The organism is Paenibacillus sp. FSL K6-4396, from assembly GCF_038002525.1.
Lineage (GTDB): Bacteria > Bacillota > Bacilli > Paenibacillales > Paenibacillaceae > Paenibacillus > Paenibacillus amylolyticus_B.
In genome coordinates this window covers 3926669-3943932 of the sequence record NZ_JBBOCR010000001.1, presented here as the reverse complement: position 1 = coordinate 3943932, position 17264 = coordinate 3926669, and the positions used below count along the sequence as shown (strand labels likewise).

Below are 17264 nucleotides of genomic sequence, written 5' to 3'. Positions count from 1 at the left end.
AAATGCTAAAAAAGAAAAGTTCGAGGAGTGGTGAGGAACATGTCTGAACAGCAAATAAGGGAAGAGTTGACGAAATATGCCCGCAGAGCAGTTGCCCAAGGGTTGGTGGTAGGACCCGGTGGGAATCTGAGCGCTCGCTCTGGGGGAACGATGTTGTTGTCTCCGAGTGGTTATGCACTTGAGGATCTGGAGCCTGACGAATGGATCGCCATTGATATCGAGACAGGAGAGACTCGTGCGGGAACAACACGCCCTTCTTCCGAAGTTTTGATGCATCTGTACAGTTATCATGTGAATCCTGATATCCAAGCCATTGTGCATACGCATCCGGCCTATACGATTGCACTTAGTCTTGTTTTCGATGAATTGCCACACTTGTTCCCTGATCAGTCGGCTTTGGTGGGCGATATCGGGTTCGTTCCATATGTTCTGCCAACGACGAAACTACTTGCCGATGCAGTCTCAGCAAAGGTAGAAGAACATACGGCACTCATTCTCGTCAATCACGGATTGGTCACAACGGGTAAAAACCTCCGCGAAGCCTATTATCGCACCCAGGTAGTGGAAGAAAGCGCGAAGGTATATATGATCGCAAAAGCAGCCGGGGAACCCAAAGTGCTTACTGCCGAAGAATATAAGGAAATTCAATCGCTTGAAAGTGAAGCCTACCGTGTGCAGTTATTGCAACAACTCAAGTCCTGAGACCTTATTTGTTCATTTGTGAGTGTGTTCATGGTTCAAAATATTACTACCTTAAGGGCAGTTTGCATCCTCCGGCTAAACGTTGGAATAAAGGATGTGAAATGCTCTTTTTTAATGTCGAATTAGAAAACGTAATATTAAAGCGGAAGTGAATAATTCGTACTAATTTGATGAGATTTGTTGAAACTGAGATGGCTTGAAGTTATACTATCGTTAATCATCAATGAGTAACAACTAAAAGCACAATAAATAACAATTAAGTATTTAAGAGGGGGGTGAATGCAGTGGGTCCTGAGCTAAACGAAATGGAGCTGGAATACGAACTGCTGAAGCAGCTTCGAGACGCCAGCGCTCCCATCGGGGCCAGTACGTTGGTTCATACTTTGGGCAAAACGTATGGTCTGAGTCAGGCAACCATCGGAAGAAGACTTATGGAGATGGATGTTGAAGGTTTTACAGTTCTGGAAGGCCGCAAGGGAAGGACTTTGACCGAACAGGGTCTGGATCGAATAAAGATATTAGAAAGAGAGTTGCAGCAAAAAAGCGTGAATTCACAGTTAATTCAGATGCTGAATCATTCCGGGGAAAAGGCCCTAGTGGATGTTCTCGTTGCCAGAAGGGCACTTGAGCGGGAGATTGCTTCTCTGGCAGCACAGCGTGCATCGAAAGAATACATATTACTGTTGCAAGCATCGATTGTGAACCAGCATGAATTGCTTTCCAAGAATATTATACCATACGAACAGGACCGGGAGTTTCACAGATTGCTGGCTTATGCTGCGCAAAACCAAATTCTTCTGCACGCGGTTGAACTGGTATGGGAGACAAGCCGTGATTTTCTGGAGACAGCATATATTCGCAGGAGAGTAGGAAGTGAATTAGTTGTGGACCATCAGCAGATTCTGGATGCTATTGTAGCCGGCTCTCCAGAGCAGGCTGAAGCGGCGATGGTGAACCATATTAACCAAATGATTAATGATGTCAAACGTTATTTCGCCATGCAAAACCAATAAAACACCTTTGAACGAAAACCGGTGTTAAAGGAGTTGAGGTTGTGGACACACTCTATCGTTTAGGTATAGATATCGGAGGTACTTTCACGGATGCACTGGTGATGGACCATCAGAACAGGGTGATTGCGGCGCTGAAGACGCCATCGATTGCAGCAGCTCCAGAACAGGCGATTTTCAACGTACTTGATCAACTCAAGGCGAATGGCGTGAACATTCGTGAGATTGATCTATTTGTGCATGGAACAACACTTGGCGTCAACACGTTAATCGAACGAAATGGTGCCGTTACAGGCCTGTTGGTCACTAAAGGATTCCGCGATATTCTTGAAATCCGGCGGTTGCGACTTGAGGATACAACCAATCTGTACGGTGACAAGACAGATCCTTTAGTACCGAGACATCGCGTTAAGGAAGTTGATGAACGTGTGATTGCGAGTGGGAGGATACTCCAGCCACTGAATCAAGAACAGCTGTTGCAAGCGGTGCATGAGCTGGTGGAGGATGGCGTTACAGCTTTGGCCATCAGTTTTTTACATGCTTATGTGAATCCTGCTCATGAGCAGCTTGCGGAAGATCTGATCAGGGAACGTTATCCGCAACTGTTTCTCAGCCGAAGCAGCGCCATCTGGCCACAACAGCGTGAGTTCGAACGAACACTCGCAACGGCGATGAACGCTTATGTAGGTGAACGGATGGGGTCTTACTTCCTGCGTCTGCAAAAAGGGATTCAGGCATATGGCCTCAAAGCCAACTTGCTGTCCACCATGTCCAACGGTGGAATCATGACAGCTGCCAGAGCGGCTAATGAGCCGGTACGCACGCTTCTATCCGGGCCAGCTTCCGGCGTAATCGCCGCGACCCATATCGCTGAACGAGCTGGGATTCATCAGGTCATCACATTTGACATGGGCGGGACAAGCGTTGACGTTGCTCTCATTGACAAAGAACCAACCTATTCATCCGAGAACAAGGTTGGTGATTTTCCTGTCATTATTCCTGCTGTTGATGTAACGGCTATAGGAGCAGGTGGTGGTTCAATTGCCTGGCTTGATTCCGTAGGCGTACTCAAGGTTGGACCACGTAGCGCAGGAGCCAACCCGGGTCCGGCCTGCTATCAGCGCGGGGGAGAAGAGCCGACAACCACAGATGCCTATCTACAGCTCGGTATCTTGCATGCTGATCGTTTCCTTGGTGGACAAATGCGTCTGTATCCCGAACTTGCAGAGCGTGCTCTATCCAATCTGGGAGAGAAGCTTGGACTGAATGCTGAACATACCGCACAAGCCATTCTCGATGTGGCAACCGCCAATATGTATGCCCAGTTTTCTCCCCTAATGGCTCGCAAGGGTGTTGATCCCCGCGATTTTACGTTGCTCGCATATGGTGGAGCTGGCCCGATGCATGCTTTTCTGATGGCACGTGAGGTAGGCATTGGCAGAGTGCTGATCCCGCCATCTCCGGGAACGCTGTGTGCCATGGGCTGCACGGTTGCCAATCTTCGCAATGATTTCGTTTATACGTTACATAAAAGCACCCAGACTTTGGTGTCTGGCGAATTAGGTTCTCTTTTCGCTGAACTGGAAAACCAGGGACGTAGCTGGGTCGATGAGGAAGCGCGAGGGGGTGTCAAGCTGGACAATATCTATTGCCTATACAGTGCGGATATGCGCTATGAAGGACAAGCATTTGATCTTGAGGTCACGCTGACATTGGAAGAAATTGAAGACCCTAAAAAGGCAGGAATGAAATTCCATTCATCTTACCAAAACGTGTTTGGCATTAGTCAGCCAGAGGAAGAGGTTATGTTTGTAAGTCTCCGAGCGACCATTGTTGGTGTTTTGCCTACTCATAACACGGTAGTTCCAGTAAATTTGCCATTCGATGAGAGTGAGGCGGAAGAACGGATCATTACCTTTGACCATGTACAGCAGACAGCTAAGGTACTTAAAAGGAGACAGATTCCAATGGTGGATGCTCCCATTCCCGGGCCTATTATTGTGGAGGAATATGATACAACGATCTTTATCCCGCCTGGATTTAAGGTATACCAGGATGCCCACGGGAACGTGATTGGGGAGGTGGAAGCATGATCGGTGACAAGGTCTTTCTTGAGATTTTTAACAACCGGATTCAAGCCGCCGTGGAAGAAATGGCGAATGTCGTTCTGCGCACAGGATTCACCGCTTTTGTCAAAGAAACGGGCGATTTTGGAACCTACCTCTTATCTCCATCCGGAGAAACGTTCGGCTCGCCGCTGGAGACAGGCTACAATCTGTCCCTGGGCATTCCTGCTGCTGCGACCATTAACAGTATAGAAGACTGGAAGGAAGGGGATCTCGTCATATGTAATGATCCTTATTCCACCAAAGGCATGGTCACACACCTTCCAGACATTCATCTCATCAAGCCTTATTTTCACGAAGGGCGAATTATTGCATATGGCATGTGCTTTGTTCATTCTTCTGACGTGGGTGGCAAGGTACCGGGGAGTGTATCTCCCAGCGCCTACGATATTCATATGGAAGGCATTCGGATTGCACCAGTCAAGCTATATGAAGCTGGTGTTCTGAACGAGCAGATCCTGCGCATGTTTCTGGACAACAGCCGAATTCCGGAACAAAATCTTGGTGATCTCAAAGCGCTTATGGCTGCCTTAAATCGGGGAGAGCAGCGGCTTCAGGAACTTATTGCACGTTATGGCGTGGAAAAAATTCAGCAGGGTATCGAACATTTGTTGAAGTACGCCGAGCTGAAGGCCCGTGCCATCGTGCAGGATATTCCGGATGGTTCCTATGACTTCTGGGACTACCTGGAGAAGGGGCCCGGAGGATATCCCATCCGGTTGCGATGCAAAATGACGATCGCGGGCAGTGACATTCATCTGGACTTTAGCGGCACCGATCCTCAGGTCAGGGCTTCATTCAATATTCCTACCCACAATCAACAGGGACATTACATGCTGGTACCCGCACTCATTCGTTATTTCCGTACACTCGATCCGAACATTCCGTGGAATTCGGGCATGATTCGCATGGTGCGAAATAACGCACCGCCTGCTTCTGTACTCAACCCTGAGCCGATGGCAGCTGTTGGGGCACGTGCCGCGACCTTTATTCGGCTGATGGACGTAATCACGGGAGCCCTGGGCAAAGCTCAGGGCAATATGGTCCCCGCGGCAGGAGCTGGACAAGCCTGCATTGTCATGATGGCGATGACAGATGCATCCGATGGCAAGAAAAAGGTGGGCGTAATTCAGCCGATCTGCGGAGGTTCGGGAGCTAGGCCGATGAAAGACGGGATTGACGGCATGGATTTTGCGGTCGGTCATCTACGGAATATTCCTGCGGAAACGGTTGAATCCGAGATGCCTGTGTTAATCGAGCATTATGGTCTTCGTGCCGACTCGGCAGGTGCAGGAACCTTCCGGGGTGGAAGCGGGATTGACCTGTGTGTCAGAATTCTAACACCGGATACTGTGATGACGGCCAGAAACATGGAGCGTATGGAGTTTCAGCCGTGGGGCAGGCTCGGTGGCGGCGTAGGTTCACATGGAGAAGCGATTTTAAATGCTGGGCGTGCAAGTGAGCATCATCTGGGAAGAATTGATGAGCTGTTACTTCAGCCTGGAGAAACGGTTACGTTCCTTTCACAAGGCGGAGGCGGATATGGCGATCCGTATGAACGTGATTCTCGTCTGGTTCTGGAAGATGTAAGAAGAGGGCTGGTATCCACGGATAAAGCTCTTGAGTTATACGGTGTTGTGATTGACGGCCTGGAGCTAAACGAGAGCGATACCGAACAAATGCGAGCCAAGCGAGCACGTCAGCAAGAGGAGTTCGCCTATGGCAAGGCGCGGGAACAATTTGAAGACATATGGAGCGATGAGATGCAGGTAACGCTGAATCAGGCATTGCTGAATGCTCCGCTTGCACTGAGAGACTACCTGAAACGTCAGACCATGGGCATTGTAGAGGAGAAACGTAAGGAATCCCTAACTGTAGATCCACGGGAGATCTCAGACATTATGGAAGGGATACGCCAGCAAATAGGGTTGAATTGATCAAGTGTATGGAGGATATCTAGTTCCGTCTTATCGATAAAACCGTAAAACCAACTACATGGATGGGGGAAATTGCATGTTTAAATCAAACAAAAAACGCTTTCTCAGCCTCGCCTCACTGACACTGGCCGGTACATTGGTGCTTTCCGCTTGTGGTGGAGCCGGTAACTCAAGTAATACTGCCGGAGAGAGTGATTCTTCAGGAGTAGTCGCAGACAAAGTTAAGCTGACGATGTTTATCTGGGCCGGTTCCAATCAGGATGTTGTTCCTAAAGAAGTGGTTGCCGAGTATGTGAAAGAACATCCCAACGTTGAAGTCACTTTTGAGGAGTCCTCCAATTCGGTAATGTATCCAAAGATGGTGGCAGGCAAGCAGGCTAATGCCAACAATCCGGTCGTCAACTTCGGTTATTTCAATGCAGATGCGACGGCTAAAGGTTTGAACGATGACATGTGGGAGCCATTAGATACAAGCATCGTAACCAATATCAAGGATATCCCGGAGTCCTTCCACAAGCCAGACAATAAAGGTGTGGTCTGGGGCGTTTCGAGCTTCGCCCTGGTATATAACAAAGACCTGGTAAAAACGCCGCCTACCAGCTGGAACGATCTATGGGATAACGAGGAGTTCAAAGGAAAAACTGCGCTCTGGGACTACATGTTCTATTCCTATATCTCCCCGCTTATTGCTACCAAAGGTCAAGAAATTGGCGCATCCTATGAAAATCCCGAGCCAGCCTTCCAGTTCTGGGCAGATCGCAGTGACCAGATTGGCACATTGGTTTCATCCAATGATCAGCTGAAGGCACTGCTGGAGTCAGGTGATGCGCTCATTGCCCCATTCAGTGCACAGGTTGCACAGACATGGATTGATGGCGGTTCTCCACTGGCCGTAGCATATCCGAGCGAAGGTGCCATCTCCTTCCCGTACACATTTCAGGTAGTGAAAGGCTCAACACCTGAGCAGGCACGTGTTGCAAACGAAATCATTAACGAATTGTTGAGCGCAGAGGCGCTGTCACAATACGCGGAAGCAACGGGTACGCCGGTAACCAGTACGACAGCTGCAGTTCCGGACAAGTACAAGGATGATCCTTCCTTCTCCGTCGAAACGCAAAGTAACGGCATTAATCCAGACTGGGATGTGCTTGCACAGAACAGCTCTTCCTGGAAGGAACTATGGGACCGACTCGTGAAAACAAAGCTTCAATAAAAGGATTGTTGCCAGGCACAAAACGATTCCGGGTTCTGTTCTGAACCCGGAATCGATGGGAGGGAATCAGAGATGAGCAGCGGACAAGAGACCATATCCATTGAAACAAGGGAAGTCACGAAGAGTTATGGTGAGCGAGCGGCCGTTGATCAAGTAACATTCCAAGTGAAAAAGGGAGAATTCGTTTCCTTGCTTGGTCCGAGTGGCTGTGGCAAAACCACATTGCTTCGAATGCTTGGCGGACTTGAGCAACCGGATCAGGGCAACATTATGCTGGGAGGTCGGGATGTTACCGGCATTCCGGCTTATGGACGTAATAGCAATATGATTTTTCAGCAGCTTGCGTTGTTCCCTCATATGGATGTATTCAACAACATTGCCTATGGACTAAAGGTGAAGAAGCTACCAAAAGCCGATATCCAACGGCAGGTAGGTGAAATACTTGATCTGGTCCAACTCGGAGACTATGGCAGGCGTGCTGTATCCGAGCTGTCCGGGGGGCAGGCCCAACGCGTCGCCATTGCTCGCGCACTGATCAACAGGCCCGAAGTGCTGCTACTTGATGAACCTCTCTCGGCATTGGACATGCAGCTGCGTCTAGATATGCAGCGTGAACTGAAACGCATCCAGCGTGAGTTCGGCGGAACGTTTATCTTTGTAACGCATGATCAGAGCGAAGCCATGAACATGTCTGACCGAATTGGCGTCATGCGCGCCGGAAAGCTGCTGCAATACGCAACCCCTGATGAAATCTATGAAAGACCGGCCGATAGTTTCGTAGCCAAGTTCATTGGAGACACCAACCTCTTTGAGACGAAAGTGTTAGGAGATGATATCAATGGAATTCGGGTAGAATGTTTTGGCAATTCATTGCTGGTGAAAGTCAGTGATGGCAATGCCGTACCGAAAGTGGGAGCACGACATTCCTTATCGATCCGCAATGAGTATATTCGACTTGGAGAAGATGCAACTCATTGCCTAAACAAGCTGGATGGACACGTGATTGAAGCGGTCTATGGCGGAGCAAATATTCGATACAGTGTGCAGATTGCTGAAGGTTTTCTAGTTCAGGCCAGTGTGCTGCATCAGCGGGGAGCTTCACGTTATAGTCCAGGTGAGCCAATACTAATTGGCTTTTACCCAGAGGACGCACTCTTGTTGTCCGAACCCATTGATGACCGTGTACAGGGGGCAAGAATATGAACCGGATCGCGGAACAGATCGTGAATCTGTATTCCTTTGGAAACCGCACATGGGTAACCCGGTTGCTGCTTCTGTTGCCTGCGCTTGCTCTGATGGGCATCGTTTATCTGGGCGGATTGCTGATCTTTGGCAGATATAGCTTTGATATGTATGAGAATGGAAAGCTTATTCGGGGCTGGGATTTAGGCGCTTATCGTGCTTTTCTGTCCGACCCTTATTACTGGAAGCTGATTGGGACAACGTTTCGCATTGCCTTCAAGGTTACGCTATGGAGTCTTCTGCTTGCATATCCGCTGGCCTATTGCATAGCCGGTCTAAAGAAGCCTGGCATGAAGCAAATGTTGCTGCTGCTCACGTTCCTACCGCTACTGGTCAGTGCGGTTGTACGTTCTTATGGATGGCAGCTGTTGCTGTCCAAACAGGGTTTCATGAACTGGCTGTTCATCCGTCTAGGGCTAACCGAGGAAGGATTCAGCATGATATATAACGAGACAGGTGTTGTCGTGGCCCTTGTCCATATTTTCCTGCCATTTATGGTCTTCCCGATTCTGAATGTGTTGTCCCAAAGTGACGCTTCTCTAAAGGCAGCTGCTCAGGATCTGGGGGCGGGCAGCTGGAGAACATTCCTGACCATTACCCTGCCTTTATCGGCAAGAGGTATAGCAAGCGGGGTACAGATTGTGTTCACGTTATGCCTCACCGCGTTCACCACACCTCAACTGATCGGTGGGGGAAGAGTCATGACACTTCCGGTGTTTATATACCAGCGAACCTTGGACACGAACTGGCCGATGGCTGCGGTTGCTAGCCTGTTCTTACTTGTGTCTTCCATTGTTGTCTCGTTACTTGTGAATAAAGGAGCAGAAATGTTGATGTTCCGTCGTTCCCGTAAGGGAGGTCAGGCATATGGTTAAGTCGAACAGGGGCACCAAGCTGATGCTCTATATCTTTGTGGGTGCCGTAGCGATTTATTTGCTGTTGCCACTGCTGATGATTATGTTGACATCTGTAGGCTCAGGTTCAGCCAGCAAATTTCCGCCAGAAGGTCTCACCTTGAAATGGTACGCCAATCTAAGTGAGCAGACCCAGTTTCTCGATGCATTCAAGAACAGTCTCATTGCTTCGACAGGGGCGGTTCTGCTGGCTTTGATTACAGGTACACTTTCAGCGCTAGCAATCGTGCAATACCCTTTCCCGGGCTCGGGTATCTTAAGGGCATTTTTTGTGTCTCCGATGGTTATGCCAAAGATTACACTGGGTATCGCCTACCTGATTTTATTCTCAAAAATGCATATTGCCGGCGGACTGTTTGCGCTTATTTTGGGTGAAGCGGTCATTGTGCTTCCATTTGTGCTCACTATTGTGGGCAGTGCGTTAGCTAATCTGCACCCGGCTCATCGTGAAGCTGCCGCGGACCTTGGCGCAGGGCCGATGCGCATTTTTTTCACAATTACGCTGCCACAGCTCCGACTATCCCTGCTTCTGTCAGGGTCAATCGCTTTTGTCTTCACTTTCGATCAGGTTGAGGCTGCACTGCTGTTGCTCCGTCAGGATAGCTACACGTTGCCAATACAGCTATTCCTGTATATGGAGAAATGGCAGGACCCAACAATTGCTGTTGTGTCTGTCGTTCTGATCGGGTTTGCGCTGGCTCTGTTTATGACGATTAAACTAGTGCTGCGCTCTGTACCAGGACTTGAAAGTTTGTTTGGTCGCAGGAAAACAAAAGGAGGTCTGGATCAAAATGAATAATTCACAGCATCTATCCCATAGCTCAGGTCTGAATCGGGATCGGGCGGAAGAAGTGATGAAAGCGCAGGGACTAAGTGCCCTGATCGCAACTACTCCGGAGAACATACACTATGTCATCGGGTCCCAACTGCGTGCAAGCAACTGGACCATGCAGATTTATGCGGTTCTGCCTGCCGACAGATCTGCTAAGCCGTGTATCATCATTCCAACGAATCGGTTGGGCGTTGTAGCCCAGTTTGGTATCACGGGGGTGGATATATTTGCCTATAGTGATTTCTTCGTAGAAGGTTCGATCGAAGGCAAACCTTCCACTGACGACATTGATCTCTTTCATTCTCTCCTGCAGACGACGGTTATTCATCCAGGTCCTGTTGAAGCACTCAAATCTGCATTAAATCAGCTTGAGATCGAAGATCAGCCGATTGGAATCGATGAGATGCGGATTGCTCCCGATATTCTGACGAGAATCAAGGAGGAGGCTCCTGACAGACCGGTAATTCCCGCATATAAGTTGTTCCGAGAAATCCGTCTGGTCAAGACACCTTTTGAAATCGAGCAACTGCGTCAGGCTGCCCAATTAAATGAACGGATTGAGCAGGAACTCATTGACCTGATTGCCGCAGGTGTTCATGAGAAGCAACTTGCTGATCATTATCGTCTGGCTGTGATGCGAGCAGGTGGAACTCCGGCAATGACAGCGGTAGGGGCAGGGCCACGCAGTGCGTTGCCACTCATCGAAAATTATTTTCATACGATTGAGGTTGGAGATCAGGTCCGTTTCGACCTCTGCCTACAGCTGGAAGGATACTGGGGAGATACGGGCCGCACGGTTGTTGCAGGGGAGCCTACCGCCTGGATGAAAAAGCATTTTGATGCAGTCAAAAGTGGATGGGAGACGGCACTTGAAACCGTGCGCCCTGGCGTCAAGGCGTCGGAAGTATTCCATGCGGCAGTATCTCGCGTACAGCGTGAAGGGATTCCACATTACCGACGTCAGCATGTCGGACATGCTATCGGGTTGGAACTGTACGACGATATAACCCTCTCCCCGGTTGACCAGCGGATACTGGAGCCCGGTATGGTGTTATGTGTTGAGGTACCATATTACGAGCTAGGTGCTGGTGGATTCCAAATCGAGGATACAATAGTCGTAACGCCAGATGGTTATGAGTTTCTGACCCATATGGAGCGGAAACTGTTCACCAAATAACGATAAATGGGAGGCTTCACTGACCGGCGATCAGGCCACAGTCGATCCAAGAAGCTTTCTTACTGAGAAAGTTGGAACATCCATGATTCAGCAGGGAACGAAGACGTTTCGTAACATTAGCCTTGCACTGTTCGCTGGAGGTTTTGTCACTTTTGCTTTGCTCTACAGCCTCCAGCCCCTGATGCCTGAGATTAGCGACGCATTCTCCATTACGCCGGCACACGCCAGTCTTACGTTATCGGTTACAACGATCGCCATGGCACTGACGATGCTGTTCATCGGGTCCTTGTCTGATTCTGTGGGCCGACGCTTTATTATGACAACGGCACTGGTGATATCTTCTGTTATTGCTTTGCTGAGCGCATTCAGCCCGGGTTATACGGAGCTTCTTCTGCTTCGTATTCTCCAGGGTGTGGCACTCGCGGGGTTGCCAGCGATAGCCATGACATATCTGTCAGAAGAAATTGAGCCTAGAAGTCTTGGTTATGCTATGGGCCTATATATCAGCGGCAATTCAATAGGTGGCATGGCCGGCCGTTTCATCAGCGGTGTGGTGACAGATTGGTTCAGTTGGCGCGCTGCTGTGGGTTTCATTGGTATTCTTGGACTGTGTGCAGCCGTTATTTTTTGGTTTGTCATTCCGCCATCCCGTCATTTTGTCAAAGCTGCACCTGGATTCAAAAATCCAATACCTCTTTTGTGGTCACAATGTGGCAATCCAAGGCTGTTATGCCTGTATGGACTCGGTTTTCTCCTGATGGGGGGATTCGTGACCCTGTTCAACTATATCGGTTTTGAATTAACGGGTGAACCCTATCATCTTAGCCAGTCTATCGTTGGAAGTCTTTTTGTGGTATATCTGATGGGCACGGTAAGCAGCACCTGGATGGGCCGACTGGCAGATCGTTACGGCAGATCACATGTGCTTGGAATTGCGCTGGGCATTATTCTGGCGGGTGCAGTCTGTACCGTTCATCCAGCGCTTTGGGTCAAGATTATCGGACTCGCTCTGTTTGCCTTTGGTTTCTTTGGCGGCCATTCGATCGCAAGCAGTTGGGTTGGACTCGTGGCCAATCAGCACAAATCCCAGGCTAATGCGTTGTATTTGTTTTTCTACTACCTTGGTTCCAGCGTAAGTGGAACAGGAGGCGGACTGCTTTACAGTCATCTTGGATGGATAGGCATTGTGGGTTTGATTGGTGTGTATGTTTTGATCGGTTTTGTCTTGTGTAATTTGCTTGTTCACAGGTTAAAGGGACAGGTTACATAAAGCAACTTTTTACGACAGCTATTGCATATCCTGAAATACCGAGTATAATACTTGGTAAATGGACGAAAAGGGGATGCAATAAACGATGAAAACACATGCTGAATTGAACTCACTTCTTGTTGACGATTATCTGGATCTCCTGAACATTGCGAAACAGCTGGGTGATGACGAATGGAAAGATGCTATTCTGCAAGCATTGAAGGAAGAAGTCGATGCCAATCATCATCTGGATTCCAAAGAGGTAAGACAGGATTTATGGATTCAATTTGAAGGCATTAATGAACAAATGCATGATCTGTTAATGCAACTGAAGCATGCCGACAGTCCTGAGGAGAAAGAGCAGATTATTGAAATGATCTGGGGATTGAAAGTAGACCGTCATGCGATCACACGTAAACTTGAAACCATGAGCCGTGCCAGCGCTGGACATCAATAAGCTCTAGGTTGATTATACATTGAAAACCCGCGTGTTTTCCTGGGAATATCTCCGGGACGCACGCGGGTTTTGTTTATGTTTTGATTGTTTTACTACACTTTAAGTGAGTGTTCAAAAAGGTCGGTTTTCAGTACCGAGAAGATGGGATGAAGCTAGAAATGGAGTAGCGGAGCGTAGGGTGCTACGTGAGCAACGGATATTTCGGGTGAATCCCATATTCGATGCTGATGATGCCCTAGGCATAATTCGTAATCAAAAGCGGACTTTTTGAACTACCTTTTTAAAACTGTTTTGCGACAGTGCGTGCTTGCTCTATAGCTTGTTGCTTAATCTCATCTGCACGATCTTTATACTGATTATGCCCCTCTACAAAAATGCCATCAAGCTTCGGCACACCGAGGAATGACATGATAATGCTTAAGTAACGATGACCGGATTCCATCTGAGCCGCTGGGCCTTCGGAATAAATACCACCGCGAGCCTGAATATGCAACGCTTTTTTGTCAGACAACAGTCCAACAGGACCTTGTTCGGTATAACGAAATGTTTTGCCAGCTACGCAGATCGAGTCCACATAAGCCTTCAGAATAGGAGGGAACGAGAAGTTCCACATCGGTGTTACAAAAACATATTTATCTGCTGCGGCAAATTGATCCGACAGTTCATTCAAACGACTTACTTTGGTCTGCTCTTCAGCAGTCAGATCACTGCCCGATTGCAGTTTGCCCCAACCACTAAAGACATCCGCATCGATATGCGGAATATCCGAACGATACAGATCGAGGTGAACAACCTCATCAGAAGGGTGACTTTCACGATACGCATCAATAAACGCTTTGCCTGTAGCCATGCTGAAGGAGGTTTCGTGATCATGAGGATGGGCAGTAATATACAATAAGGTAGACATGTTGTTCTTCCTCTCTGTGCGATTAATGGGGTGAAGCGATCTTGGCAATGATGAAGCGACCGCAGTAGTATGCATCGTTTCCCCTGTTTTATACGTCAGAAAGGGATATGAATGGATTGATCATGATACTGAATTGGATGCTATGTAGTGACCAGATACTCAATCCATGTATAATATACAGGACGAGTATTTATTTTCCAAAGACAATAGGATGAGTGAGATGAGCGCACATGGGAATGGACCTGGAGAAGCAACGATTAAGCATTGAAGCAGCGAAATTGTATTATCAGTCCGATTATAGCCAGCAGGATATTGCCGCAAGGTTGGGTGTGTCGCGTCCAACCGTATCAAGGTTACTTCAGTACGCCAAAGATCGTGGATATGTCCGGATTGAAATTATGGACCCGCTGGAGGATATCGACATCATTGCCGGAGAACTTAAGTCAAAATATGATCTGGATACGGCACTTGTGTGTTTTGCCCCGTTGAAGAGTGATGAGGAAATACAGAAGCATATCAGCAAACGAGCAGCGGATTATCTTCAAGAGACGGTTCAGGATGCAGATATTATCGGGGTGACTTGGGGAACAACCATGCATGCTGTAGCACGCCAACTTCGTCCCAAGCAGGTCAAGGGTGTCGAAGTCGTGCAATTGAAGGGGGGCGTAAGCCACTCCCATGTCAATACGTATGCCGCTGAGATTGTTCATTTGTTCGCTGAGGCATTCCATACGGTACCAAGGTATCTGCCGCTGCCTGTTATTTTCGACAACATTGAAGTGAAAAACATGGTGGAAGCGGATCGGCATATAGGTAGAATCGTGGAACTTGGCAGACAGGCCAACATTGCTTTGTTTACTGTGGGTACTGTGAAAGAAGATGCATTATTGTTCAGGCTCGGTTACTTCAATGAAGAAGAGCAACAATTGCTGATGAACTCCGGTGCAGGTGACATTTGTTCACGCTTTTTCGACGCGGAAGGTCAGTTGATTAGTGAAGAGATTAACAGCAGAACCGTTGGAATTGATCTAGCCGAGTTGAGAAATAAGGAAAAATCAATTCTTGTTGCCGGGGGACAACGCAAAATTGAAGCCATTCACGCCGCGCTCAAAGGTCATTACGCAAATATTCTGGTCACGGACCAGTACACAGCGCAGGCATTACTTCGATTTTAATTTCAAATTTAATTTCAATTGGATATGGTTGACAACATCTGCCACACAAAAGGGGCGGATGTTTTGCTTTTTTAGGAAGAAAATATAACGAAGAAAGAAATACAAGTGTAACTGTGAACAAAAGTTCAAGTTGATTTTTACATATGTTCATGTTAGTGTAAGGGTATAGAAAATAACTAGTTCAGATAAGGGAGAGATTCAATTGACTACACCACAATTAGCTAAAATGATCGACCATACGTTGCTTCGTGCGGACGCAACGCAAAGTGAAATGGCCAAGTTAACCGAAGAAGCAAAGCAATATCAGTTTGCTTCCGTATGTGTTAACCCAGGCTGGGTTGCTTATGCTGCTGAGCAGTTGCAGGGTTCTGGCGTAGATATCTGCACCGTTATTGGTTTCCCTCTGGGAGCATCTACATCGGAGACAAAAGCTTTCGAAACGAAAGATGCGATTGCTAAAGGTGCAACTGAAGTCGATATGGTCATCAACATCAGTGCTTTGAAAGATGGCAAAGATGATTTCGTTGAACAAGATATCCGTGCTGTTGTTGAAGCGGCTGCGGGTAAAGCTTTGGTGAAAGTTATTATTGAAACTTGTCTGTTGACGGATGAAGAGAAAGTACGTGCTTGTCAGGCAGCTGTGCGAGCTGGAGCTGATTTTGTTAAAACTTCTACAGGTTTCTCCACAGGTGGAGCAACGCCAGAAGATATCGCTTTGATGCGTCGTACTGTAGGTCCTGATATTGGCGTTAAAGCTTCCGGTGGCGTACGTAGTCTGGAAGATATGCAAAAAATGATCGAAGCGGGTGCGACTCGGATCGGTGCAAGCTCTGGCGTGAAGATTATGCAGGGCGAACAGTCTTCATCGTCTTATTAAGCAAAAGATCTTATCAAGAAAAGGCTTAATAACTAAAAGTAATATTATATTCTCTGTACTTGGACGTTTGACTCAGGTACAGGGAATACAAATTACACTTATATTTTAATTAACGGAACTTATTGTAAGCGCTTCATAAGTTTTCTGAAAGATTACTGATAAGAATGCTTAAGAGCCCTTTGAGCTGAATTTCCACATCCGGCTTAACTACCTTCAAAGGAGAGATCAAATGAAATTTCTAATTGCCATTATCGGCTTACTCGTTGTTTTTGGACTGGCTTATATCGCAAGCAACGGCAAAAAACAGATACGTTACCGGCCACTGGCTATCATGATTGTTTTGCAAGTTATACTAGCTTATGCTCTGTTGAATACAGGAGTGGGTACTTTTTTAATTGGCGGTTTCGCGACTGTATTTAAAAGTTTACTCGACTATGCGAATGAAGGTATCGCATTTGTATTTGGGGGTTTAACTACCGTAGGTGCAGAGAGCGGGGGGGCGCCATTTTTCCTCAGCGTATTGATGCCGATTGTTGTCATCTCGGCACTCATTGGGATATTGCAGTATATCCGAATCTTGCCTTTTGTTATAAAATATATTGGTCTGGTATTAAGCAAAATCAACGGAATGGGCAAACTGGAATCATATAACGCGGTTGCTTCGGCTGTATTGGGGCAATCTGAAGTGTTCATTTCTGTGAAAAAACAAATTGGGTTGTTGCCAAAACATCGGCTGTACACCTTGTGTGCCTCGGCGATGTCCACGGTCTCGATGTCCATTGTTGGTGCTTATATGACCATGATCGAGCCCAAATATGTGGTTACAGCTCTTGTACTGAACCTGTTTGGCGGTTTTATCATTGCTTCGATCGTTAACCCTTATCGGGTGACGGAAGAAGAAGATATATTGGAAGTGCAGGATGAAGAGAAACAATCGTTCTTCGAAATGCTCGGCGAGTACATCCTGGATGGATTCAAAGTTGCTATCATCGTAGCTGCGATGTTAATCGGTTTTGTTGCCTTGATTGCACTTGTTAACGGAGTTTTCAGCTCGGTGCTTGGCATTTCGTTCCAAGAGCTACTCGGTTATGTGTTTGCACCATTTGCCTTCATCATGGGTGTTCCATGGAAAGAAGCGATTCAGGCAGGAAGTATTATGGCAACCAAAATGGTATCCAACGAATTCGTCGCTATGCTTAATCTGAAGGAGACTGCAATGTCTGCCAGAACAACGGGTATCGTATCCGTCTTCCTCGTGTCGTTCGCCAACTTCTCCTCCATCGGTATCATTGCAGGTGCGGTGAAGGGACTCCATGAGAAGCAAGGTAATGTGGTCGCCCGCTTCGGTCTGAAGCTGCTTTACGGTGCATCGCTCGTCAGCGTGCTGTCAGCGATTATTACTGGACTGTTCTTGTAAGCTGGATTATTTGGAAGGAGTGCTTAAAG

The 17264-nt window shown here is 47.6% G+C and carries 15 protein-coding genes; 14 read left to right on the top strand and 1 reads right to left on the bottom strand.

Features of this window, described 5'->3' with window-relative positions; genetic code table 11:
- Positions 1-39: 39 nt before the first annotated feature.
- The 11 genes from MHB85_RS17020 to MHB85_RS16970 all read left to right on the top strand — a co-directional run bounded on the left by MHB85_RS17020 (position 40) and on the right by MHB85_RS16970 (position 12859).
- Positions 40-702: a class II aldolase/adducin family protein gene (locus MHB85_RS17020; protein WP_341073292.1), complete on the top strand. Its 663-nt coding sequence runs from the start codon at positions 40-42 to the stop codon at positions 700-702.
- A gap of 284 nt (positions 703-986) precedes the next feature.
- On the top strand, positions 987-1715 hold the full coding sequence (locus MHB85_RS17015; protein ID WP_341073291.1) for an FCD domain-containing protein: 729 nt from the start codon (positions 987-989) through the stop codon (positions 1713-1715).
- Positions 1716-1756: 41 nt separating this feature from the next.
- Positions 1757-3805, top strand: coding sequence for a hydantoinase/oxoprolinase family protein (locus MHB85_RS17010; RefSeq protein WP_192131182.1), 2049 nt, complete (start codon positions 1757-1759; stop codon positions 3803-3805).
- Positions 3802-5775: a hydantoinase B/oxoprolinase family protein gene (locus MHB85_RS17005; RefSeq protein ID WP_192131184.1), complete on the top strand. Its 1974-nt coding sequence runs from the start codon at positions 3802-3804 to the stop codon at positions 5773-5775. Before MHB85_RS17010 ends, MHB85_RS17005 begins: the two co-directional genes overlap by 4 nt.
- Before the next feature lie 76 nt (positions 5776-5851).
- Positions 5852-6988 carry an ABC transporter substrate-binding protein gene (locus tag MHB85_RS17000; RefSeq protein ID WP_192131186.1) on the top strand — a complete coding sequence of 379 codons (1137 nt, stop codon included), beginning with the start codon at positions 5852-5854 and terminating at the stop codon, positions 6986-6988.
- Positions 6989-7060: 72 nt separating this feature from the next.
- Positions 7061-8191, top strand: coding sequence for an ABC transporter ATP-binding protein (locus MHB85_RS16995; protein ID WP_091019478.1), 1131 nt, complete (start codon positions 7061-7063; stop codon positions 8189-8191).
- Complete coding sequence (locus MHB85_RS16990; protein ID WP_091019477.1) at positions 8188-9105, top strand: ABC transporter permease; 918 nt, start codon at positions 8188-8190, stop codon at positions 9103-9105. The genes MHB85_RS16995 and MHB85_RS16990 overlap by 4 nt, the downstream gene beginning before the upstream one ends.
- Complete coding sequence (locus MHB85_RS16985; RefSeq protein ID WP_192131188.1) at positions 9098-9943, top strand: ABC transporter permease; 846 nt, start codon at positions 9098-9100, stop codon at positions 9941-9943. Before MHB85_RS16990 ends, MHB85_RS16985 begins: the two co-directional genes overlap by 8 nt.
- Positions 9936-11153: a M24 family metallopeptidase gene (locus MHB85_RS16980; protein WP_192131190.1), complete on the top strand. Its 1218-nt coding sequence runs from the start codon at positions 9936-9938 to the stop codon at positions 11151-11153. Before MHB85_RS16985 ends, MHB85_RS16980 begins: the two co-directional genes overlap by 8 nt.
- An 82-nt stretch (positions 11154-11235) precedes the next feature.
- Positions 11236-12423: an MFS transporter gene (locus MHB85_RS16975; RefSeq protein WP_091019472.1), complete on the top strand. Its 1188-nt coding sequence runs from the start codon at positions 11236-11238 to the stop codon at positions 12421-12423.
- Between the two features lie 85 nt (positions 12424-12508).
- A complete protein-coding gene (locus MHB85_RS16970) occupies positions 12509-12859 on the top strand; it encodes a hypothetical protein (protein ID WP_036613800.1) in 351 nt (116 codons plus the stop codon).
- Between the two features lie 280 nt (positions 12860-13139).
- Here the strand turns inward: MHB85_RS16970 and MHB85_RS16965 are convergent, their stop codons facing one another.
- Positions 13140-13766, bottom strand: coding sequence for an FMN-dependent NADH-azoreductase (locus MHB85_RS16965; RefSeq protein ID WP_091019470.1), 627 nt, complete (start codon positions 13764-13766; stop codon positions 13140-13142).
- A 236-nt stretch (positions 13767-14002) separates the two neighbouring features.
- Here MHB85_RS16965 and MHB85_RS16960 point away from each other — a divergent pair, with 236 nt between their 5' ends.
- From MHB85_RS16960 to MHB85_RS16950, 3 genes are all read left to right on the top strand, one after another.
- A complete protein-coding gene (locus MHB85_RS16960) occupies positions 14003-14941 on the top strand; it encodes a sugar-binding transcriptional regulator (RefSeq protein WP_062836066.1) in 939 nt (312 codons plus the stop codon).
- A gap of 226 nt (positions 14942-15167) precedes the next feature.
- Entirely contained in the window at positions 15168-15818 is a 651-nt protein-coding gene (deoC, locus tag MHB85_RS16955; RefSeq protein ID WP_192131950.1) for a deoxyribose-phosphate aldolase, read from the top strand.
- Positions 15819-16047: 229 nt separating this feature from the next.
- Positions 16048-17235, top strand: a complete 1188-nt coding sequence (locus MHB85_RS16950) for a NupC/NupG family nucleoside CNT transporter (RefSeq protein WP_192131191.1) — start codon at positions 16048-16050, stop codon at positions 17233-17235.
- Positions 17236-17264: the final 29 nt, after the last annotated feature.

Bases quoted from the DNA above. Each gene is read 5' to 3' on its own strand.
- MHB85_RS16950 (WP_192131191.1), top strand. From the start codon at position 16,048: ATGAAATTTCTAATTGCCATTATCGGCTTACTCGTTGTTTTTGGACTG.
- MHB85_RS16985 (WP_192131188.1), top strand. From the start codon at position 9,098: ATGGTTAAGTCGAACAGGGGCACCAAGCTGATGCTCTATATCTTTGTG.
- MHB85_RS17020 (WP_341073292.1), top strand. From the start codon at position 40: ATGTCTGAACAGCAAATAAGGGAAGAGTTGACGAAATATGCCCGCAGA.
- deoC (WP_192131950.1), top strand. From the start codon at position 15,168: ATGATCGACCATACGTTGCTTCGTGCGGACGCAACGCAAAGTGAAATG.
- MHB85_RS16960 (WP_062836066.1), top strand. From the start codon at position 14,003: ATGGACCTGGAGAAGCAACGATTAAGCATTGAAGCAGCGAAATTGTAT.
- MHB85_RS16975 (WP_091019472.1), top strand. From the start codon at position 11,236: ATGATTCAGCAGGGAACGAAGACGTTTCGTAACATTAGCCTTGCACTG.
- MHB85_RS16970 (WP_036613800.1), top strand. From the start codon at position 12,509: ATGAAAACACATGCTGAATTGAACTCACTTCTTGTTGACGATTATCTG.
- MHB85_RS16965 (WP_091019470.1), bottom strand. From the start codon at position 13,766: ATGTCTACCTTATTGTATATTACTGCCCATCCTCATGATCACGAAACC.
- MHB85_RS17000 (WP_192131186.1), top strand. From the start codon at position 5,852: ATGTTTAAATCAAACAAAAAACGCTTTCTCAGCCTCGCCTCACTGACA.
- MHB85_RS16995 (WP_091019478.1), top strand. From the start codon at position 7,061: ATGAGCAGCGGACAAGAGACCATATCCATTGAAACAAGGGAAGTCACG.
- MHB85_RS16980 (WP_192131190.1), top strand. From the start codon at position 9,936: ATGAATAATTCACAGCATCTATCCCATAGCTCAGGTCTGAATCGGGAT.
- MHB85_RS17005 (WP_192131184.1), top strand. From the start codon at position 3,802: ATGATCGGTGACAAGGTCTTTCTTGAGATTTTTAACAACCGGATTCAA.
- MHB85_RS16990 (WP_091019477.1), top strand. From the start codon at position 8,188: ATGAACCGGATCGCGGAACAGATCGTGAATCTGTATTCCTTTGGAAAC.